This window comes from Streptomyces sp. NBC_01260 (assembly GCF_036226405.1).
Taxonomy (GTDB): domain Bacteria; phylum Actinomycetota; class Actinomycetes; order Streptomycetales; family Streptomycetaceae; genus Streptomyces; species Streptomyces laculatispora.
This window is the reverse complement of record NZ_CP108464.1, coordinates 5,628,376-5,648,375: the sequence shown is the minus strand read 5'-3', so window position 1 is coordinate 5,648,375 and position 20,000 is coordinate 5,628,376. Positions and strand designations below refer to the sequence as shown.

16 protein-coding genes are annotated in these 20,000 nt (G+C 71.5%); 15 read left to right on the top strand and 1 reads right to left on the bottom strand.

Features of this window, described 5'->3' with window-relative positions:
• Positions 1 to 64: 64 nt before the first annotated feature.
• The 3 genes from OG322_RS25080 to OG322_RS25070 are packed head-to-tail and all read left to right on the top strand — an operon-like array spanning position 65 to position 2,686.
• Positions 65 to 622: a PadR family transcriptional regulator gene (locus OG322_RS25080; protein WP_123471102.1), complete on the top strand. Its 558-nt coding sequence runs from the start codon at positions 65 to 67 to the stop codon at positions 620 to 622.
• Complete coding sequence (locus tag OG322_RS25075) at positions 619 to 1,353, top strand: ABC transporter ATP-binding protein (RefSeq protein ID WP_123471104.1); 735 nt, start codon at positions 619 to 621, stop codon at positions 1,351 to 1,353. Before OG322_RS25080 ends, OG322_RS25075 begins: the two co-directional genes overlap by 4 nt.
• The gene (locus tag OG322_RS25070; RefSeq protein WP_124284004.1) at positions 1,343 to 2,686 is read left to right on the top strand and encodes an FtsX-like permease family protein; all 1,344 of its coding nucleotides are present in this window, start codon (positions 1,343 to 1,345) and stop codon (positions 2,684 to 2,686) included. The genes OG322_RS25075 and OG322_RS25070 overlap by 11 nt, the downstream gene beginning before the upstream one ends.
• Positions 2,687 to 2,739: 53 nt before the next feature.
• On the opposite strand, the gene OG322_RS25065 is transcribed toward OG322_RS25070, so the two are convergent.
• A complete protein-coding gene (locus tag OG322_RS25065) occupies positions 2,740 to 3,276 on the bottom strand; it encodes an HNH endonuclease (protein WP_123471109.1) in 537 nt (178 codons plus the stop codon).
• 356 nt (positions 3,277 to 3,632) lie between these two features.
• On the opposite strand from OG322_RS25065, the gene OG322_RS25060 reads away from it, so the two are divergent.
• From OG322_RS25060 to OG322_RS25005, 12 genes are all read left to right on the top strand, one after another.
• Entirely contained in the window at positions 3,633 to 4,700 is a 1,068-nt protein-coding gene (locus tag OG322_RS25060) for a mechanosensitive ion channel family protein (protein WP_123471111.1), read from the top strand.
• Positions 4,701 to 4,967: 267 nt separating this feature from the next.
• Positions 4,968 to 6,191 carry an ROK family transcriptional regulator gene (locus OG322_RS25055; RefSeq protein WP_123471495.1) on the top strand — a complete coding sequence of 408 codons (1,224 nt, stop codon included), beginning with the start codon at positions 4,968 to 4,970 and terminating at the stop codon, positions 6,189 to 6,191.
• A 71-nt stretch (positions 6,192 to 6,262) separates the two neighbouring features.
• Positions 6,263 to 7,600, top strand: a complete 1,338-nt coding sequence (locus OG322_RS25050; RefSeq protein ID WP_123471113.1) for an ABC transporter substrate-binding protein — start codon at positions 6,263 to 6,265, stop codon at positions 7,598 to 7,600.
• Positions 7,601 to 7,607: 7 nt separating this feature from the next.
• Positions 7,608 to 8,549: a carbohydrate ABC transporter permease gene (locus tag OG322_RS25045; RefSeq protein ID WP_123471115.1), complete on the top strand. Its 942-nt coding sequence runs from the start codon at positions 7,608 to 7,610 to the stop codon at positions 8,547 to 8,549.
• 1 nt (position 8,550) lies between these two features.
• Complete coding sequence (locus OG322_RS25040) at positions 8,551 to 9,453, top strand: carbohydrate ABC transporter permease (protein ID WP_123471117.1); 903 nt, start codon at positions 8,551 to 8,553, stop codon at positions 9,451 to 9,453.
• Between the two features lie 3 nt (positions 9,454 to 9,456).
• Complete coding sequence (locus OG322_RS25035; RefSeq protein WP_123471119.1) at positions 9,457 to 10,722, top strand: 6-phospho-beta-glucosidase; 1,266 nt, start codon at positions 9,457 to 9,459, stop codon at positions 10,720 to 10,722.
• Positions 10,713 to 11,687, top strand: coding sequence for an N-acetylglucosamine kinase (locus OG322_RS25030; protein ID WP_123471121.1), 975 nt, complete (start codon positions 10,713 to 10,715; stop codon positions 11,685 to 11,687). Before OG322_RS25035 ends, OG322_RS25030 begins: the two co-directional genes overlap by 10 nt.
• A 331-nt stretch (positions 11,688 to 12,018) precedes the next feature.
• The gene (locus tag OG322_RS25025) at positions 12,019 to 13,428 is read left to right on the top strand and encodes a hypothetical protein (RefSeq protein ID WP_185095715.1); all 1,410 of its coding nucleotides are present in this window, start codon (positions 12,019 to 12,021) and stop codon (positions 13,426 to 13,428) included.
• An 11-nt stretch (positions 13,429 to 13,439) separates the two neighbouring features.
• Positions 13,440 to 14,492 (top strand): glutamate ABC transporter substrate-binding protein, encoded by a 1,053-nt coding sequence (locus OG322_RS25020; protein WP_443066557.1) that lies wholly within the window; start codon positions 13,440 to 13,442, stop codon positions 14,490 to 14,492.
• Between the two features lie 67 nt (positions 14,493 to 14,559).
• Entirely contained in the window at positions 14,560 to 15,894 is a 1,335-nt protein-coding gene (locus OG322_RS25015; protein ID WP_123471125.1) for a hypothetical protein, read from the top strand.
• A gap of 94 nt (positions 15,895 to 15,988) precedes the next feature.
• The gene (locus OG322_RS25010) at positions 15,989 to 18,766 is read left to right on the top strand and encodes a serine/threonine-protein kinase (RefSeq protein WP_123471497.1); all 2,778 of its coding nucleotides are present in this window, start codon (positions 15,989 to 15,991) and stop codon (positions 18,764 to 18,766) included.
• Complete coding sequence (locus OG322_RS25005) at positions 18,763 to 19,998, top strand: PP2C family serine/threonine-protein phosphatase (RefSeq protein WP_266413195.1); 1,236 nt, start codon at positions 18,763 to 18,765, stop codon at positions 19,996 to 19,998. The genes OG322_RS25010 and OG322_RS25005 overlap by 4 nt, the downstream gene beginning before the upstream one ends.
• Positions 19,999 to 20,000: the final 2 nt, after the last annotated feature.

Here is a 20,000-nt window from a genome sequence, read left to right as displayed (position 1 = left end):
TTTTGCAGAGCCTTTCGCGCTCCACTATTAACTCAGTACATATACCGAGTATATAGTCGCCGCCATGAGCATCCGCCACGTCCTCCTCGGGCTGCTTGCCGGGGGTTCCAGCCATGGCTACGAACTGAAACGGCGCTACGACGCACTCTTCCCGCAGGCCCGCCCGCTGGCGTACGCGCAGGTCTACACGACCCTGCAGCGCCTGGTGCGGGACGGTCTGGCAGCGGTCGAAGGCACCGATTCCGACGGCGGCCCCGAGCGCACCCTCTACCGCTCCACGGACGAGGGCGCACGCGAACTCGCCCAATGGGCCGGCGAGACCGCGCCGCCCGCCCCCTTCGTGACGAACGAGATCTTCGCCAAGGTCGTCACCTCGATCCTCGTCGCGGCGGCCGCCGGCGGTGACCGCACGGCGGACGCGGCCAGGTACCTCCAGGCCCAGCGCGCCGCGCACATGGTGCGCATGCACGAACTGACCGAGCTCAAGACCACGCCCGGGGCCGATCTCAGCACGGTCCTCTCAGCCGACTACGCCCTGAATCATCTGGACGCCGACGTGCGGTGGATGGCCACCACGGCGACCCGCCTCACGAGCCTGACCACGGAGGTCTTCACAGGATGAGTACGCAAGCCGATCAGCCCGCCCCGGCGCCACTGATCACCGCCACCGGCCTGACGAAACGGTACGGGCGCTCGGAGGCGCTGCGCGGCGCTTCGGTGGACCTCCATGCCGGTGAGATCCTCGCCGTCACCGGTGCCAGCGGCAGCGGGAAGTCCACGCTGCTTCACTGCCTCGCGGGAATCGTCCGCCCCGACGAGGGTGCGGTCGCCTACGGCTCCGAGCGGCTCGACCGGCTGCCCGAGGCGCGCCTCAGCGAGCTGCGGCGTACCGACTTCGGCGTGGTGTTCCAGTTCGGGCAGCTGATTCCCGAGCTCACCGTGCTCGACAACGTGGCCCTGCCCCTCCTGCTCGCGGGGTCCGCCCGCGCCGAGGCACAGCAGCGCGCGGACGCCTGGCTGGAACGCTTCGGCGTGCGGGGACAGGCCGAGATGCGGCCCGGCGAGCTGAGCGGCGGACAGAGCCAGCGGGCCGCACTGGCCAGGGCGTTGATCACCGAGCCGAAGGCCGTCTTCGCGGACGAGCCGACCGGCGCCCTCGACTCCCTCGCCGGCGAACAGGTGATGACCGCTCTGGTGCACGCCTGCCGCGAGTCCGGCACCGCGGTACTGCTCATCACGCACGACGCGCAGATCGCGGCGTACGCGGACCGGGAGGTGTGGCTGCGCGACGGCGCCGTCCACTGCGGCGCGACGCGGTTCACCGTCCAGGAGGCCACCCGCCATGAGGTCTGACGCGCGTATCGCCTGGATCCTGACCCGCGGTTCGGACCGCCGTGAGTGGTGGCGGATCGCGCTCACCGCGGCGGGCGCCCTGCTCGCCACGGGCCTGGCTCTCGCGGCGGTCACGGTGAGCGCCGTCTCGGGGCAGACGTCCATCCCGTTCGGAAACGGCCTGCTGAACCGGCCCGGCGAGCGCACCGGTGTGGTGGCGACGCTCCTGCTCCTGCTCGTCCCCGTGTTCGGCTTCCTGGGCCAGTGCGCCCGGATCGGCGCCGTCCACCGCGACCGGCGGTTGGCGGGGCTGCGGCTCGCCGGGGCGTCACCCCGGCAGGTGCGGCGCATCGCCGCCCTGGAGTCCGCGCCGGCGTGTCTGGTGGGTGCGGTCGGCGGCTTCGCCGTGTTCGCCGCGGTCCTCGCCGGCTCGGGCCGTACGCCCGCGCCGGCGGTCTGGCCGGCCTGCGTGGCGGTCGTGCTCGGCGTGCCGGCGGTCGCCGCGCTCGTGAGTGCGTTCGCGCTGCGCCGGGTGATCGCCTCACCGCTCGGCCTGGTGCGCCGGGTACGGCCGGAGCACGGCCGCCGGACGACGCTCGCGCTCCTGCTTCCGGGGATCGCGGTCGCCGCGGCGGCCCTCCTCGTCCAGACCGGGGAGAGCGGTTCCGGCGCCACGCCGTTCGCGCTGCTGGTGATCTCCCTGGTGCTCCTCGCCTCGGTGGGCGCGCTCTGGGCGGCCGGGACCTCGGCCGCCTTCCTGGGCCGGCGCCTGACGGCCGGCGCGCGGAGCCCTGCGGTGCTGATCGCCGCGGGCCGCCTCCTGGACGACCCGTGGGCCGCCGCGCGTACCCACTCCGCGCTGCTGCTGGTGACCGTCGTCGGAACGGGCTTCGTGGGGGTACGGGAGGTCATGCTCGCCGATCTGCGCGCGCGGGGCGGCCACACGCCGGTGGACCTCGGCTTCTACACCACCGGTCTCGACCTCACCGGGGCAGCCGTCCTGGTGGCCCTGGCCATCGGCCTCTGCGGCCTCGCCGTGGGCGCCGCGGAGTCCCTCGCCACCCGTCGCAGGGGGCTCGCCGCGCAGGCCGCGGCCGGAGTGCCGCACGCGGTGCTGGCCAGGACCCTGCTCCTGGAGACCGCGCTCCCCCTGGCCCCCGCGATGCTGCTGGCGGGCATCGGCGGCACGGCGGTGCACCTCGCGTACGCCACGGCCGTCACCCCGGGCGCCTTCCCGTCGATGCTCCCCCTCCTCGTACCCGTGGGAGTGTACGCCGCCTGCCTGCTGGCCGCCGCGACGTCGCTGCCGCTGCTTCGGCGTGTGGCGCGCCCCGCGGAGCTGCGGTTCACGTAGGGCCGCGCGGCGCTCCGCCCAGCGGCGCTCCCGGCCCACGAAGGCCAGGGGGCTCAGGCGGAGATGCCATCGATCCGGGCCATCGCGTCGTCCGCCCCGAACGGTTGCAGATAGGGCAGCCAGCGGGGGTCGCGGTGGCCCGTGCCGATGATCCGCCAGGCGAGTCCGGTCGGCGGGGCGGGCGGCTGGTGCAGCCGCCAGCCGAGCTCGGGCAGATGGCGGTCGGCCTTGACGTGGTTGCAGCGGCGGCAGGCCGCCACCACGTTCTCCCAGGCGTGCTGTCCGCCGCGGCTGCGCGGAATGACGTGGTCGACGCTGGTCGCGGCGGCGCCGCAGTACATGCAGCGCCCGCCGTCCCTGGCGAAGAGCGCCCGGCGGGTCAGGGGGACGGGCCCCCGGTAGGGGACGCGCACGAACCGCTTCAGGCGGACGACGCTGGGTGCCGGGACGGCACGGGTGGCGCTGTGCATGAAGGCGCCGGACTCCTCGAGGCAAATGGCCTTGTTCTCGAGGACGAGGACGAGCGCGCGGCGGAGCGGTACGACGCCGAGCGGCTCGTACGACGCGTTGAGAACCAGGACATGCGGCACGGTTGATGCCTCCTTGTACGCCGGCGGCGCGTGGCTCGCGCCGGGACGATCCGATCTCAGTCTCCCCTCCGGCCTGGTAGAAGCGCCACCACGTCCGGGTAACGGGCCGGAAGGATTTTCCCTCCGGCCCGTACCGCCCGTACGGCGGGAACGGGCCGGAACAGGCGGTTCAGGGGACCCCGCAGCCACCGCCGCGCCCGATGTGCGATCGGCCACACGCGGGGCTGCCTGCCGGGTCCCCTACCTGCTCCATATCCCCGGGTGAGACGTGTCTCTCCCCGCGATCACGGCAACGGAGCACGTCCGATGCCCCGTTAGTGTGGTTGGTCAGCGCTCGCCCAACCGGAGGTTTCACCGTGTCACTGTCCGCCCTGTTGGCCGCAGCCCAGTCACCCGAGCCGGGTGGCTCGCTGGACGAAGCCGCGAAGCAGGCGGGCAACGCCGCGGGATGGGTGGAGCAGAACTGGTCCACCTGGCTGAACACCGGTCTGCGGATCGTGCTCATCGCCGCCATCGCGATCGTGTTGCGCACCGCGGTCCGCCGTGCTTTGACCAAGCTCATCGAACGCATGAACCGCAGCGCCCAGGCGGTGGAGGGCACCGCTCTGGGCGGTCTGCTGGTCAACGCGGAGCGCCGCCGCCAGCGCTCGGAGGCGATCGGTTCGGTACTCCGTTCGGTGGCCTCGTTCCTGATCCTCGGCACCGCCGCCCTGATGATCCTGGGCGCGTTCCAGATCAATCTGGCCCCCCTGCTGGCCTCGGCCGGGGTCGCCGGGGTGGCGCTCGGCTTCGGTGCCCGCAACCTGGTCACCGACTTCCTCTCCGGTGTCTTCATGATCCTGGAGGACCAGTACGGCGTCGGCGACACCATCGACGCGGGCGTCGCCTCCGGCGAGGTCATCGAGGTCGGCCTGCGGGTCACCAAGCTGCGCGGCGACAACGGCGCGATCTGGTACGTCCGCAATGGCGAGGTGAAGCGGATCGGCAACCTCAGCCAGGGCTGGTCCACCGCGGGCGTCGACGTGCAGGTGCGCCCCACGGAGGACCTCGAACAGGTCGGCTCCGTCATCACCGAGGCCGCCCAGCAGATGGCCAAGGAGGACCCGTGGACCGAGCGCCTGTGGGGTCCGGTGGAGATCCTGGGCCTGGACACGGTGCTACTGGACTCGATGACGGTCCGGGTGACCGCCAAGACGATGCCGGGCCAGGCCCTGGGCGTGGAGCGCGAGCTGCGCTGGCGGATCAAGCGCGCCTTCGACCAGGCGGGCATCCGCATGGTCGGCGGCATCCCGGCCCAGCCCGACGAGCCCTCGGCCGCCGACCCGACGGCCTCGATGGCCGCCCCCTCGGCGTACGCCTCGGCCACCTCGCCCCAGTCCCTGGCGGCGACCCCGATCGTGCAGCCCCCGAACATCTCCAAGTAGCACCCGGCCTGCGGCCCTCACCGGTTCCCGGCCGTCCTGCCGTCCTGCGATGAATCCGAGCCAACTCGGTTCGGCGGCGGCCCTGTTGGGAATGCACCCCCGCAGGGCAACCGCGGGACGCAGGGCTGTCACCCACACCACCGGCCCCCGCCCAGGTAACGCTTTGGTTGCCACAGCGGTGCAGACCATTGACGCCCAGGTGACGCGCGCCCTACGGTCCTCTCACCGAATAGGAAACTTTCCTAACAGAGGGCAGGTGCAGTGATCATGGCCGGAACCACGCCGGGTACCCCCCGCGTTCTGCGGGCCATGAACGACCGGGCCGCCCTCGACCTGCTGCTGGAGCACGGACCCCTCTCGCGGACCAGGATCGGGAAGCTGACGGGCCTCTCGAAGCCCACCGCCTCCCAGCTGCTGGCCCGGCTGGAGGCGGCCGGTCTGGTCGTCGCCACCGGGACCGCGGCCGGGCGGCCGGGGCCCAACGCACAGCTGTACGCCGTCAACGCCTCGGCCGCCCACGTGGCGGGGCTCGACGTGAACGCCCAGCGGATCGTCGCCGCCGTCGCCGATGTGACGGGTGAGACGGTCGGGGAGTTCGAGCTGCCGACCCCGGGCCGGCGCGCCGACAGTGTGGTGCGGCAGGTGGCGGACGCGCTGGACGGGGCGGTCAAGGACGCCGGGCTGACCCGCTCCGACGTGCACCGGCTCGTGATCGGCACGCCGGGCGCCTTCGACCCGGGCACGGGCAGGCTGCGGTACGCCTCGCACCTGCCCGGCTGGCACTCCCCGACCCTGCTGGACGAGCTGGCCGCCTTCCTGCCGATGCCGGTCGAGTACGAGAACGACGTGAACCTCGTCGCGGTGGCCGAACAACGGCTCGGCGCGGCCCGGGGGCACGAGGACTTCGTACTGCTGTGGAACGAGGAGGGGCTCGGCGCCGCCCTCGTCATCAACGGCCGGCTGCACCGGGGCTTCACCGGCGGCGCCGGTGAGGTCGGGTTCCTGCCGGTGCCGGGCGCGCCACTGGTCCGGCAGGTCACCAAGGCCAACTCGGGCGGCTTCCAGGAACTGGCCGGCGCGCAGGTGCTCGCCAGGCTGGCCCGTGAGCTGGGCATCGACGACGAGGCGGTCCGCGGTCCGGGCACCCACCACGAGATCGCCGCCGGTCTGGTGGGCCGGGCGGCCGAGTCCGTGGAGCGGGGCGAGGGCGGGCCGTACGGCCGGCTGCTCGATCTGTTCGCCACCGGTCTGGCGACCGGCCTCGCCTCCATGCTCGCCGTTCTCGACCCCGAGGTCGTCGTGCTGTCGGGAGAACTGATCTCGCGCGGCGGGGAACCGCTGCGCAGCCGGGTGGCGGCCGAGCTCGCCGAGCTCGCGGCGTCCCGGCCCCGGCTGATCGCCGGTGAGGTGACCCACCGGCCCGTACTGCGCGGCGCGCTGGAGAGCGCGCTCGCCACCACCCGCGACGAAGTGTTCGACACCTCGCGCTGAACCCCTGCGCCATCCCCTGACGTACACCGCCTTCCCTTCCCTGTCCCAACCCTTCATCGGGAGACACCACCATGTCCGGAAACCGCCGGAAGCCGGCCGTCGCACTCGCCGCGACCGCCGCGATAGCCCTGTTCGCCTCCGCCTGTACCGGGCAGAGCAGCGCCGGTGCCAAGGATGATGCGTCCAAGGAGACGACCATCAACTTCTGGCACGGCTGGAGTGCCCCGAACGAGGTCAAGGGAATTCAGGACACGGTCGACGCCTTCGAGAAGGCGCACCCCAACATCCATGTGAAGGTCGTCGGCAACATGACCGACGACAAGATCAACCAGGCGCTCCGCGCGGGCGGTTCCAAGGCTCCGGACGTCGTCTCGTCGTTCACCACGAACAACGTGGGCAAGTTCTGCAAGTCGAAGGCCTTCGTCGACCTCAACCCGTTCCTGAAGAAGGACGGGATCGACGCGGACGCGACCTTCCCGAAGGCGATGAACGAGTACACCCAGTTCGAGGGCGTGCGCTGCACGGTGCCGCTGCTCGGTGACGCGTACGGCCTCTACTACAACAAGGACGCGTTCAAGGAGGCCGGCATCACCAGCCCGCCCGAGACCTGGTCCGAGCTGGCCGCCGACGCGAAGAGGCTGACGAAGCCCAAGGGCGACTCGTACGAGCAGCTCGGCTTCATGCCGAACTACCACGGCTACGAGACGACCACCGAGCACTACCTCGGTGGCTGGGACCCGTCGTACTTCGACGCGGACGGCAAGTCGAACATCGCCAAGGACCCGGCCTTCGCCGCCATGCTCACCAACCAGAAGAAGCTGGTCGACTCGCTGGGCGGCTATCAGAAGCTGGAGAAGTTCCGTACCGGCTTCGGTGACGAGTGGGGCGCCAAGCACCCGTTCCACACCGGCCAGGTGGCCATGCAGCTGGACGGCGAATGGCGGCTCGGCATGGCTGAGGAGACCAAGCCGGACTTCGAGATCGGCGTCGCCCCGATGCCCGTCGCGGACGACCAGGCCGACACCTACGGCAAGGGCTATCTGACCGGGACCATCGCCGGTATCGCCGCCACCTCGTCCAAGCAGAACGCCGCCTGGGAGCTGGTGAAGTTCATGACCACCGACACCGACGCGGTGGTGAACTTCGCCAACGCCATTCACAACGTGCCGTCCACGCTGGCCGCGCTGAAGTCGCCGAAGCTGAAGTACGACCCGCGCTTCAAGACCTTCCTGGACATCGCCGCCGACCCGAAGAGCACCACCACCCCGCCCTCGGTGAACGGCGGCGCGTACCTGGTGTCCCTGCAGAACCTCGGTTTCGACATCGAGAAGGGCAACCAGAAGGACATCAAGGCGGGTCTGGAAAAGACCGCCGAGGAAATCGACGCCGCGATCGCACAGGCGAAGTAGCACCACGATGAGCACCTACACACTCCGTTCGAAGCGCCGCCGTTCGGCGCTTCGGACGGCGGCCTTCATGTCGCCGTGGCTGATCGGGTTCTGCGTCTTCTTCGCCTACCCGCTGATCTCCACGCTCTATTTCTCCTTCACCAGCTACGACGGTTTCTCGGCACCGGAGTTCAGCGGGCTGAAGAACTGGTCGTTCGTCTTCAACGAGTACCCGCTGTTCTGGCCCGCCCTGCGCAACACGCTGTGGCTGGTCCTGGTCATGGTGACCTGCCGGGTGGTGTTCGGACTCGGTATCGGCATGCTGATCACCAAGATCAAGACGGGCACCGGAGTCTTCCGGACGCTCTTCTACCTGCCGTACCTCGCGCCGCCGGTCGCCGCCACGCTGGGCTTCGTCTTCCTGCTCAACCCGGGTACCGGACCGGTCAACTCGATCCTCGGCGAGCTCGGGCTGCCGACCCCGGGCTGGTTCACCGACGCCGCCTGGTCCAAGCCCGCGCTGACCGCGCTCGCGGTCTGGGGGGTGGGCGACCTGATGGTGATCTTCATGGCCGCGCTCCTGGACGTCCCCAAGGAGCAGTACGAGGCGGCGGAGCTGGACGGGGCGTCCTCGTACCAGCGGTTCCGCTTCGTCACGCTGCCGAACATCTCGCCGATCATCATGTTCGCCGTGGTCACCGGCATCATCCAGACGATGCAGTACTACACCCAGCCACTGGTGGCGGGGAAGGTCGCCTCGGGCGTCATGGGCGGCTCCGGGCAGCAGTTCGAACCGGGCTATCCCGACAAGTCGACACTGACGCTTCCGCAGCTCGTCTACAACCTCGGTTTCCAGCGCTTCGACTACGGCTCCGCCTGCGTGGTCGCGCTCGTTCTCTTCGTCCTCGCCATGGCGTTCACCGCACTGCTGATGCGGCGCCGCAGCGGACTGATCCAGGCAGGTGAGTGACATGGCGCAGGTTCTCGACACCCGGAAGGCCGGCGGCCCGGTGAGTGACCCCGTCACCCCGGCCGAGCGCGTCGCGCGCCGCAAGGCGCTGCTGCACTGGATCGGTGTGCACTCGCTCGGCGTCGCGGCCGCACTCTTCTTCGTGCTGCCGTTCGTCTTCCTCTTCCTCACCTCGCTGATGAGCGACCAGCAGGCACTGACCCGTGACCTGTGGCCGCACCCCTTCGAGTGGAGCAACTACAAGGAGGTGTTCAACACCCCGGGCTTTCTGACCTGGTGGAAGAACACCCTGCTGTACGCGGGCCTGGGCACCGTCCTCACGGTGGTGTCCTCGCTGCCCGTGGCGTACGCGCTCGCCAAGTTCCGCTTCCGCGGCCGGCACCTGTCGCTGATGCTCGTCATCTCGATGATGATGCTGCCGCCGCAGGTCGTCGTCATCCCGATGTACCTGTTCTGGGCCAAGCAGCTGGACATGTCCGGCACGCTCTGGCCGCTGATCATCCCGATGGCGTTCGGCGACGCGTTCTCCATCTTCCTGCTGCGGCAGTTCCTGCTGACCATTCCGAACGAGTACCTCGACGCGGCGAAGGTCGATGGCTGCGGTGAGTTCCGCACCCTGCTCCGCGTCGTGATCCCGATGGCCAAGCCGGGCATCGCCGCCGTTGCCCTCTTCCAGTTCTTCTACGCCTGGAACGACTACTTCGGACCGCAGATCTACGCCTCCGAGAACCCGGCTGCCTGGACGCTGAGTTATGGACTGGAGTCCTTCAAGGGCGCACACCACACCGACTGGAATCTGACCATGGCCGCGACCGTTCTGGTCATGGCCCCTGTGATCGTCGTCTTCTTCTTCGCACAGAAGGCTTTTGTCGAAGGCGTCACACTGACCGGAGTAAAGGGCTGATTCATGAAGCTCGCAGTAGTGGGTGGCGGGTCCACCTACACACCTGAACTGATCGACGGTTTCGCACGGCTGCGGGACACCCTGCCGGTCGAGGAGCTGGTGCTCGTCGACCCGGCGGCCGACCGGCTCGAACTCGTCGGGGGTCTCGCGCGGCGGATCTTCGCCAAGCAGGGCCACCCGGGGCGGATCGTCACCACCTCGGACATCGACGCGGGCGTGGCCGACGCCGACGCGGTGCTCCTCCAGCTCCGCGTCGGCGGCCAGGCCGCCCGCGGCAAGGACGAGACCTGGCCGCTGGAGTGCGGCTGCATCGGCCAGGAGACCACCGGCGCCGGCGGCCTCGCCAAGGCGCTGCGCACCGTCCCGGTCGTCCTGGACATCGCGGAGCGGGTCCGGCGCACCAACCCGAACGCGTGGATCATCGACTTCACCAACCCCGTCGGCATCGTGACCCGGGCGCTGCTCCAGGCCGGTCACAAGGCCGTCGGCCTGTGCAACGTGGCGATCGGCTTCCAGCGCAAGTTCGCCCGGCTGCTCGATGTGACCCCCGGTGAGGTGCATCTCGACCATGTCGGGCTGAACCACCTGACCTGGGAGCTCGGGGTGCGCCTCGGCGGCCCCGAGGGCGAGAACGTGCTGCCGCGGCTGATCGCCGAGCACGGCGACGCGATCGCGGACGACCTGCACATGCCGCGGGCGGTCGTGGACCGCCTCGGCGTCGTCCCCTCGTACTACCTGCGCTACTTCTACGCGCACGACGAGGTCGTGCGGGAGCTCGGCACCAAGCCCTCGCGGGCGGCCGAGGTCGCCGCGATGGAGAAGGAACTGCTCGCCATGTACGGCGACCCGGCGCTGGACGAGAAGCCCGCGCTGCTCGCCAAGCGCGGCGGGGCCTTCTACTCGGAGGCGGCCGTGGACCTGGCGGCCTCCCTGCTGGGCGGCGGCGGCTCCACGCACCAGGTGGTCAACACGTACAACAACGGGACGCTGCCGTTCCTGCCGGACGACGCGGTGATCGAGGTGCAGGCGAGGGTCGACGGGACGGGTGCGACGCCGCTCGCCGTGCCGGAGCTCGACCCGCTCTACGCCGGACTGATCGGCAATGTGACGGCGTACGAGGACCTCGCGCTGGAGGCCGCGCTGCGCGGTGGCCGCGACCGGGTGTTCAAGGCCCTGCTCGCGCACCCCCTGATCGGCCAGTTCGAGTACGCCGAGGCGCTCACCGACAAGCTGATCGCGCACAACCGGGAGCACCTCCCGTGGGCGTGAACAGTTCGGTCCTCGCGATCGATGCGGGGAACAGCAAGACCGATGTGGCACTGATCGGCGCGGACGGCACCGTGCTGTCCACGGCCCGCGGCGGCGGCTTCCAGCCGCCCGTGGTCGGCATCGGCACCGCCGTGGACGCGCTCGGCGCCACGGTGCAGCGGGCACTGAGCACGGCCGGCGTGGGGGCGGAGAGCGTCGCCCATGTGTCGGCCTGTCTCGCCAACGCCGATCTGCCCGTCGAGGAGGAACAGCTGACCGAGGCCCTGGGTGCCCGCGGCTGGGGCCGCACGGTGGAGGTGCGCAACGACACCTTCGCGATCCTGCGGGCCGGGGTCGACGAGCCGCGCGGCGTGGCCGTCGTGTGCGGCGCGGGGATCAACTGCGTCGGCATGGTGCCGGACGGGCGCACCGCGCGCTTCCCGGCCATAGGCCGGATATCCGGTGACTGGGGCGGTGGTTCGGGGCTGGCCGAGGAGGCGATGTGGTTCGCCTCGCGGGCGGAGGACGGCCGCGGTGAGCCGACCGAGCTGGCCCGTACGCTGCCCGGGCACTTCGGGCTCGACTCGATGTACGCGCTGATAGAGGCGCTGCATCTGGGCCGGATCGAGGCGGAGCGGCGGCACGAGCTGACGCCGGTGCTCTTCGCGACCGGCGCGGCCGGCGACCCTGTGGCGCGCGGCCTCGTGGACCGGCTGGCGGAGGAGGTCGTGGCCATGGCCGCGGTCGCCCTGTCCCGCCTCGGTCTGCTCGGCGAGCAGGCTCCGGTGGTGCTGGGCGGCAGCGTCCTGGCGGCGCGGCACCCGCAGCTGGACGACCGGATCGCCGAACTCCTCGCGGTACGGGCCCCGAAGGCGGTGGTCCGGGTGGTGAAGGAGTCCCCGGTGCTGGGCGCCGGGCTGCTGGGCCTGGACCACACGGGTGCCGCGCCCGAGGTGCACGGCAGGCTGCGGGCGCAGTACGCCTGACATTCTGTGACATCAGCGGGTATCAGGGGCGTGCCGTAGCCTTCGTGCTGCGGGACGCCCCTTCCGTAAGGGAACCGATCAGCCGCCCCGGACGTGTTCCTGGTGGGGGAGATCGGTTCAACTTCGGGGGACTGCGCCGTCGATCGCCTTGATCGATGGCGTCGACCTTGATCGAATGCTGTTGACTGCGGTTGATCGCGTTCACGGACCGGTGCGGGATCCAGGCGTTCGTTGTGTGGATGTCGGTCCCTGCGGCCATACTTCTGGCCGGGTACCAGTCCCCCGATCGGCCGGGGGGCGGGCCACCGTCAGTGACCGAGGGGGAGGTCAAGTGACATACCCGCCGAATGTGCGCCCGGCGCCGCCGCAACGTGCGCCGGAGCAACGGCCCGCGCCCGTACCCGTGCCGTCGCAGCGCAGTGGCCGTGCGGTGGTGACCGACCGGCTTCGTGCCGCGGCGACCACCGAACCGGGCCGGCTCCAGATCATCGGGGCCGTACTGGCCCTGCTCGTCGTCGCGTTCGGGGCCGTGACAGCGTTCGAGATCTCCGACCGGGCGGCCTCCGCCGACGACGTCGTCAGGCGCAGCCAGCCGCTCAGCGCGGACGCGGCGGACATCTACCGCTCCCTGGCCGACGCCGACGCCGCGGCGGCGAGCGGCTTCCTGGCCGGTCCGCAGGAACCGCGCGCGGTCCACGACCAGTACGTGGCGGACATCGAGGAGGCCTCCCGGCTGCTGGTGAAGGCCGCGGCCAACACGGACGCCTCGACGAAGTCCGGCCACGAGATCACCACGCTCAACGAGGAACTCCCGCGCTACACCGGGCTGATCGAGCGCGCCCGCGCGAGCAACCGGCAGGGGCTGCCGCTGGGCGGCGCCTATCTCCGGTACGCGAACCAGAAGATGGCGAACGACATGCTCCCGGCCGCCGAGCGGCTGTACACGGCGGAGACCGGCCGGCTCGGCCAGGACTACGACTCCGCACGCACCTGGCCGTTCTTCTCGCTCGGCATCGGTGTGATCGCGCTGGCCGTGCTGTTCTGGGCCCAGCGGCGCAACTTCCGCCGCACGAACCGGGTGCTCAACCACGGCCTGCTGGTCGCGACCGCCGCGTCGGTCGTGGTCCTGCTGTGGCTGGCGGTGGGCCATTCGGTGGCCCGCTCCGATCTGGCCGACGCCAATACCCGCGGGCAGCAGTCCCTGGATGTGCTCAACCGGGCGCGCATCGATTCGCTGAAGGCGCGCGCCAACGAGAACCTCACGGTCGTCGCCCGGGGTGCCGTGCTCACCGCGGACGGCAAGAACGACAAGTACGAGACCGACTACAGCACGGGCATGAAGGCACTCGTCGAAGAGCTGGGCAAGGCCGCGAAGCTCGCCGAGGACACCGACGACACCGCGGGAAGCGAACCGGTGGCGAAGGCCATCGACGGGGTCACCGAGTGGCAGAGCCGCCACCGGACCGCCCGCAAGACCGACGACAGCGGCGACTACGACACCGCGCTGAAGCAGATCATCGGGTCCGGGGACTCGACCAAGGACTCGACCGGTGAGTCGTTCAACCGGGTGGACAAGGCGCTGCGGCAGGCGCTCGCCCATGAGCAGGACGAATTCACCCGGGCCGCCGAGGACGGGCGCGGCGCGCTGGGCGGTCTGCCGATCGGCGCGGCGGCCCTCGCCGTACTGGGCGCGGTAGCCGCGATCGTCGGGGTCAACCGCAGGCTCTCGGAGTTCCGGTGACAGGGGGAGCGATGACAGGGAAGGACGAGCCCAGGACGGGGCCCGCGGGCCCGCTGCGCAGGCTGCGCGGCTGGGGCGGTGTGACCGCCATGGCCGCGGCCTGCGCGGTGACGGCATCACTGACCCTGCTGCCGCTCTCCCACAGCGGCCGGGACGCCTTCAGCGACGAGGTCGCGGGGCCGGGCGCGGCGCGGGGCGTACAGACGCGGGCCGACGGCTGCACCGATCCGGACGCCAGCCTGGAGCCCTCCGTCGCGGGCGGCAAGACCATCGACCGCATCAAGGCGCGCGGAAAGCTGATCGCGGGCGTCGACCAGAACAGCTTCCAGTGGGGGTACCGCAATCCGGAGTCCCGGGATCTCGAAGGCTTCGACATCGATCTGGTGCGGGCCATCGCCCAGGACATCCTGGGCGACCGGGACGATGTGATCTTCCGGGCGATCCCCACCAACCAGCGCATCGCCGCCCTGGAGAACGACAAGGTCGACGTCGTCGTCCGGACGATGACGATCAACTGCGCCCGGCTCGACCAGGTCTCCTTCTCCACGGCCTACTTCCAGGCCGGGCAGCAGGTCCTCGCGCCGAAGGACTCCACGATCACCGGATACAACTCCTCGCTGGCCGGCAAGCGGGTCTGCACGGCGGAGGGGTCCACGGCGTACGAGGCGCTGGAGAAGCAGTCGTTCGGCTCGGTGTTCAAGGACAAGCACGACGGCACCGACGCCGACGAGGACCTGCTCACCGTCCCCAACCAGCTGGACTGCCTGGTGCGGCTCCAGATGGGCGAGGTCGACGCGATCGTCACGGACAACGCCCTCGCGGCCGGCCAGGCCGCCCAGGACCCGGCCGTGGAGCTCAAGGGCGACAAGCCCTTCACCACCGAGTACTACGGCGTGGCCACGAAGAAGGGTGCCGACGACCTGGTGGCGCGGGTCAACCAGGTGCTGGTCGACTACCGCGCGGGGGGCAAGGACAGCCCCTGGATGAAGTCGTACCGCAGCTGGCTGCAGGACGGCCTGCCCGGAATCACGGCGCCGCCGGTGCCCAAGTACCGCAGCAACTAGGGCCTGTCCTTCGGATCAGGCGGATCCTGCCGGGCCCCGTCCGGCAGGGAGAGCGGAGAGGTGATCGATGGGCGTCGCGGGCCCCTTCCCCAGCTACGCGGCCCGGCCCCCCGGCCCGGTCATGGACCGGGACGAGGCGGACCGTGCGCTGGCCCGGCTCGGTGCGGAGCACGAGGCGATCGAGACCTCGCTCCTCGCCCTCCAGGACCACGCCGGGCGCCGGCTCCTCGAGGGCGCCGAGCTCACCGGTGTCACGAAGGAGCGCTGGAGCGCCACCGAGCAGTCGATCACGCTGCTCTGGGGCTACTTCGACGCGTACGCCGGGGTGCTGAACGAGGCCCGTGAGGTGCGGGCCCGGCGGCGCCACCCGAACCGGGAGGACCTGGCGGCCCTGACCGAACTGCTGCGCGGCGACGGCGTCACGGTGGCGCATGCCGCCGCCCGGCCCGATCCGTCGATCACCGGCCCGGCCAAACTCTCCGAGCGGTTCACGCTGGTGGAGCTGGTCAACCGGATGAACGAGCTGTACGCCCGCTCGCTGGACATGGTCGTGGCCTCCGACTCCGTGTGGTCGGCGATGCCCGCGCGGATAGATCTGCTCGCCGCCGAGCTGCGCCGCACCAGTTCGCTCGCGCACTCGGTCGGAGTGCGGCCCGGCGAGCACCCGTCGGGGGACGACCTGGAGTCGATCACCCGGGAACTGACCACGCTGCGGGTGCAGGTGATCTCCGATCCGCTGGCGTTCTGGCTGCCGGGACCGGGTAGTTCGGCGCCCGGCGGCGGGCGCCCGGACACCACCCGCTACGACCGGGCGGCCCGCGCGCTGGACGAGGTGCGGCGGGAGATCGAGGCGGTGCTCGCGGTCCGGCAGGATGCCGAGCAGCGGCTGGTCCAGCTGCGCGACGTGCTGTCCCGGGCGGACCGCACTCTGGCCGAGGCCCGGTCGGCGCGCGGCGAGGTGCTGGCGAAGATCGCAGCCTCCGAGGTGCCCGCGGTCAACGGTCCGCCCACCGCGCTCCAGGAGCGTCTCGCCATGGCCTCGGAGTACCGCAGGCACGCGCAGTGGCACCGGCTCTCACCGCTCCTGGAGACCCTGGAGCGGCAGGCCGAGGAGGAGTTGCTGCGGGCCAGGGAGCAGCTGACGGCGGTCACCGCCCCGCTGGCCGTGCGGGCGGAGCTGCGCGGCCGGCTGGACGCGTACAGGGCGAAGGTGGCCCGGCACGGCCTGGCGGAGGACCCGGTCCTCATCGAGCGTTACGACGCGGCGCGCCGGATGCTGTGGAGCGCGCCCTGCGATCTGAGGGTCGCCGCGCAGGCGGTGCAGCGCTATCAGGGCGCGGCGCTGGAACTGCTGGGGCAGCAGCGGGCGTCGGGTCCTGAAGACCGGCGGGGGCGGCCGTGAGGCGCCCGGTGCCACCGGGGCACCCGCCGGGCGGGACAGGTAGTGACGGAGAGACGTGGCCGCCGCGGCGGCGGGGCGAACAGGGGGAATGACCATGAGTACGCAGTGCCAGCGCCCCGCGTGCGAGGGCAGTTACGAGGACATGGGCGGCGGCGAGCTGTACTGCGACACCTGCGGTCTGGCTCCGGTCGTCTCACCGAACGGAATGGTGAGCTCGCCGCCCACCGGTATCGCGGGCGGCGGCAGGGGCAGCAACAGCTCCTCGGCGCGCAGCAGTTCGCGGGCGTCGTCGAGGGCGTCCTCGCGGTCCTCGTCGCGCTCGTCGACCTCGCGGCGGTCGGTGTCGGGGCGGCTCTCGCGCGCGCTGTCCGGCGGGGCGTCGCGTTCGGTCTCGGTGCGCTCCTCGGGGACGTCCACCGGTGTCTCGGGCCGGAACCGGCTGGGTGCCGGGCTGGTGCTCGTGCCGGACGTCCCGCGTCCCGATCCGCGCACCGCGGTGATGGAGAACCCGGAGGTGCCCGAGCGGAAGCGGTTCTGTTCACGTTCGGACTGCGGGGCGCCGGTGGGCCGGGCCAGGGGGGCGCGGCCGGGGCGCACGGAGGGGTTCTGCACCAAGTGCGGCCACCCGTACTCCTTCACGCCCAAGCTCCAGGAAGGCGACGTCGTGCACGGCCAGTACGAGGTCGCGGGCTGTCTGGCGCACGGCGGGCTCGGCTGGGTCTATCTCGCGGTGGACCGCGCGGTCTCCGACCGCTGGGTGGTGCTCAAGGGCCTGCTCGACACCGGTGACCAGGACGCCATGGCGGCCGCCATCTCCGAGCGCCGCTTCCTCGCCGAGATCGAGCACTCCAACATCGTCCGCATCTACAACTTCGTCGAGCACCTCGATCAGCGGACCGGTTCGCTCGACGGTTACATAGTCATGGAGTACGTCGGCGGCAAGGCGCTCAAGGAGATCGCCAACGAGCGTCGTACCGCGGCCGGGAAGCGGGACCCGCTGCCGGTCGAGCAGGCGTGCGCGTTCGGCATCGAGGCGCTGGAGGCGCTGGGCCATCTGCACAGCCGCAACCTGCTCTACTGCGACTTCAAGGTGGACAACGCGATCCAGACCGAGGACCAGCTGAAGCTGATCGACATGGGCGCGGTCCGCAGGATGGACGACGACGAGTCGGCCATCTACGGCACGGTGGGGTACCAGGCACCGGAAGTCTCGGAGGTCGGCCCGTCGGTCGCCTCCGACCTGTACACGGTCGCGCGGACGCTCGCGGTGCTCACCTTCGACTTCCAGGGCTACACGAACGTCTTCGTGGACTCGCTGCCGGACCCGGACAACATCGAGGTGTTCCGGGCGTACGAGTCGTTCTACCGGCTGCTGGTGCGGGCCACCGACCCCGATCCGGCCCGGCGGTTCGCCTCCGCGTCGGAGATGGCGGAGCAGCTGATGGGTGTGTTGCGGGAGGTGGTGTCGCTCCAGACGGGGCGCCCGCGTCCCGCGCTGTCGACGCTGTTCGGCGCGGAGGTGCGGGTCACCGACACGGAGCTGTTCACCATCCTGACCGGCGAGGTGTCCCGCCTCGGGGCACGGAACCCGGCGCCCCGCGGGTCCGGGTTCCTCGGCCGGCGCAAGGGCGCCGGAGCGGTCGTGGTGGCGCCTTCCCCGCCGCCCCCCGCCGCGGTGGCCCCGCCGGGCGGTGTCCCGGGCGCGCTGCCCGCCGGACCGCCTCCCGGGTACGCCGCGGGCGCCGGTCCGCTGCCCTCGTCCACCACGCATGTCAGCGGCGGTGCGAACGGCGCCGCCGGGAACCGCGCCGCGCCCGCGTACCCGCAGCCGCAGGCGGCCGTTCCGGCCCCCCGGTCGCCGGCAGCGGACCCCGTCGCCGCGTCCTCTCCCCCCAGCACGGGCGGGCCCCGGCTGGCCGGGCTCGACGTACGGGGGACGTCGCTCGCGCTGCCGGTCCCCCGGGTCGACGCGAGCGACCCCAACGCGGGGTTCCTCGCCGGGGTGATGGCGTCGGCACCCGCCGAACTGATCGCCGCGTTGCAGACCGTACCGGCCGCCTCGCTGGAGACCAGGCTGCGCGAGCTGCGCGCCTTCCTGGAGATGAACGACCTCGGTGCCGCGCAGGAGACCCTGACCACCCTTGAGCTGAAGCATCCGGACGACTGGCGGGTGGTCTGGTACCGGGGCATCACCTCCCTGGTGACCGGTGACAACGAGAACGCGGCGCTGTCCTTCGACGCGGTCTACGACGCGTTTCCCGGGGAGCCCGCGCCCAAGCTGGCGCTGGGCATCTGCGCGGAGGTCCTGGGCCAGCTGGACAACGCCGCCGAGTACTACCGGCTGGTGTGGGCGACCGACCCGAGCTTCGTGAGCGCCGCGTTCGGTCTGGCCCGGGTGCAGATCGCGGCCGGGGACCGGGGCGGGGCCGTCCGCTCGCTGGAGTCCGTGCCGGAGGCGTCGATCCACTACACGGCGGCCCGGGTCGCCGCGGTACGGGCACGGCTGCGCGGACGGGCCACGGACGACCCGCTGATCGTCGATCTGATGGCGGCCTCGGCCCAGGTCTCGGGGCTGGCCGGTCTCGGCCTGGACGCGGTGCGCCGGGAGCAGTTGTCGACCGAGGTGCTGGGGACGGCCCTCGACTGGGTACTCTCCGGGAGTCCCGAGGCTCGTCCCCCGGCCCCGCAGTCGCCCGTGCACGGCGGGGCGCAGGGGCCGAGGACGCTGCTCGGCAGTGAGTTGGACGAGCGCGGCCTGCGTTTCGGGCTCGAGCGTGCGTACCGGATGCTCGCCCGGCTTGCGGAGCCCGGCGACGAGAGGATCGAACTGGTGGAGCGGGCCAACCGTTTCCGCCCCCGAACGTGGGTGTGAAGATGTCGCAGAACGACCAGGAGACTGCCTTGTCGAGGTGTCCCGGCTGCGAGGAGCCGCTGGAGCCGGGGGATCTGTTCTGCGGTGCGTGCGGGTACGACCTGTCGGCCGTACCCGAGCCGCCGCGGGACCACCCGACGATCGCCATCGCCACCGGAGCGGGCGAACCGGCGCAGGCCGGCCCCCAAGAGCCGGGTGCCTCCGGCGACTTCGAGCTGGCGGCGCCGGTTCCGGCCGCCGCCGGTGCGGCGCCCGATCCCCGTGCCTCCACCGGCTCCGTCCCGGCGCCACCGGCCGGCACCAAGGTGTGCGTGGCCTGCCGGGCCGGCCATGTCGACAACGACGGCTACTGCGAGAACTGCGGCCATGCCCAGCCCCGCGAGCGCGATCACATGGAGCAGGAGCTCGGCTCGGTCGCCGCGGTCACCGACCGCGGACTGCGCCACCACCGCAACGAGGACTCGTTCGCGATCTCGACGACCGCGATGCCCGACGGCACCCCGGCCGTCCTGGCGATCGTCTGCGACGGGGTGTCGTCGGCCAGCCGTCCCGACGAGGCGTCGGCCGCCGCCACGACCGCCGCCAACGAGTCGCTGCTGGAGTCGCTGCCGCGCGGTACGCATCCGCAGCAGGCGATGCACGAGGCGATCGTGGCGGCCGCCGAGTCGGTCAACCGGCTGGCCCAGGAGCCCGGTCAGGCCGCGGAGCACGATCCGCACCGCCATCAGAACGCCCCGGCGTGCACCCTGGTCGGCGCGATCATGGCCAATGGCCTGCTGGTCGTGGGCTGGGTCGGCGACAGCCGGGTGTACTGGGTGCCCGAGGACCGCAGCAGTCCGCCGGCCCGGCTCACCGAGGACGACTCCTGGGCCGCGCAGATGGTCGCGGCGGGCCTGATGAACGAGGCGGAGGCGTACGCGGACGAGCGGGCCCACGCCATCACGGGCTGGCTGGGCGCCGACGCCTACGAACTGGAGCCGCACACCGCCTCGTTCAAACCGGACCGGCCCGGCGTCGTGGTGGTCTGCACGGACGGCTTGTGGAACTACGCGGAGTCCGCGGCCGAGATGTCCGCCGCGGTGCCCGTGGACGCGTACGAACGGCCGTTGCAGGGAGCCCAGGTGCTGGTCGGCCACGCCCTCGACGGCGGGGGCCACGACAACGTAACAGTGGCTCTGCTGCCGTTCGCCGTACCGGTGCAGGGGGCAGGATCCGCCTGCGACGGCGGTTGAGT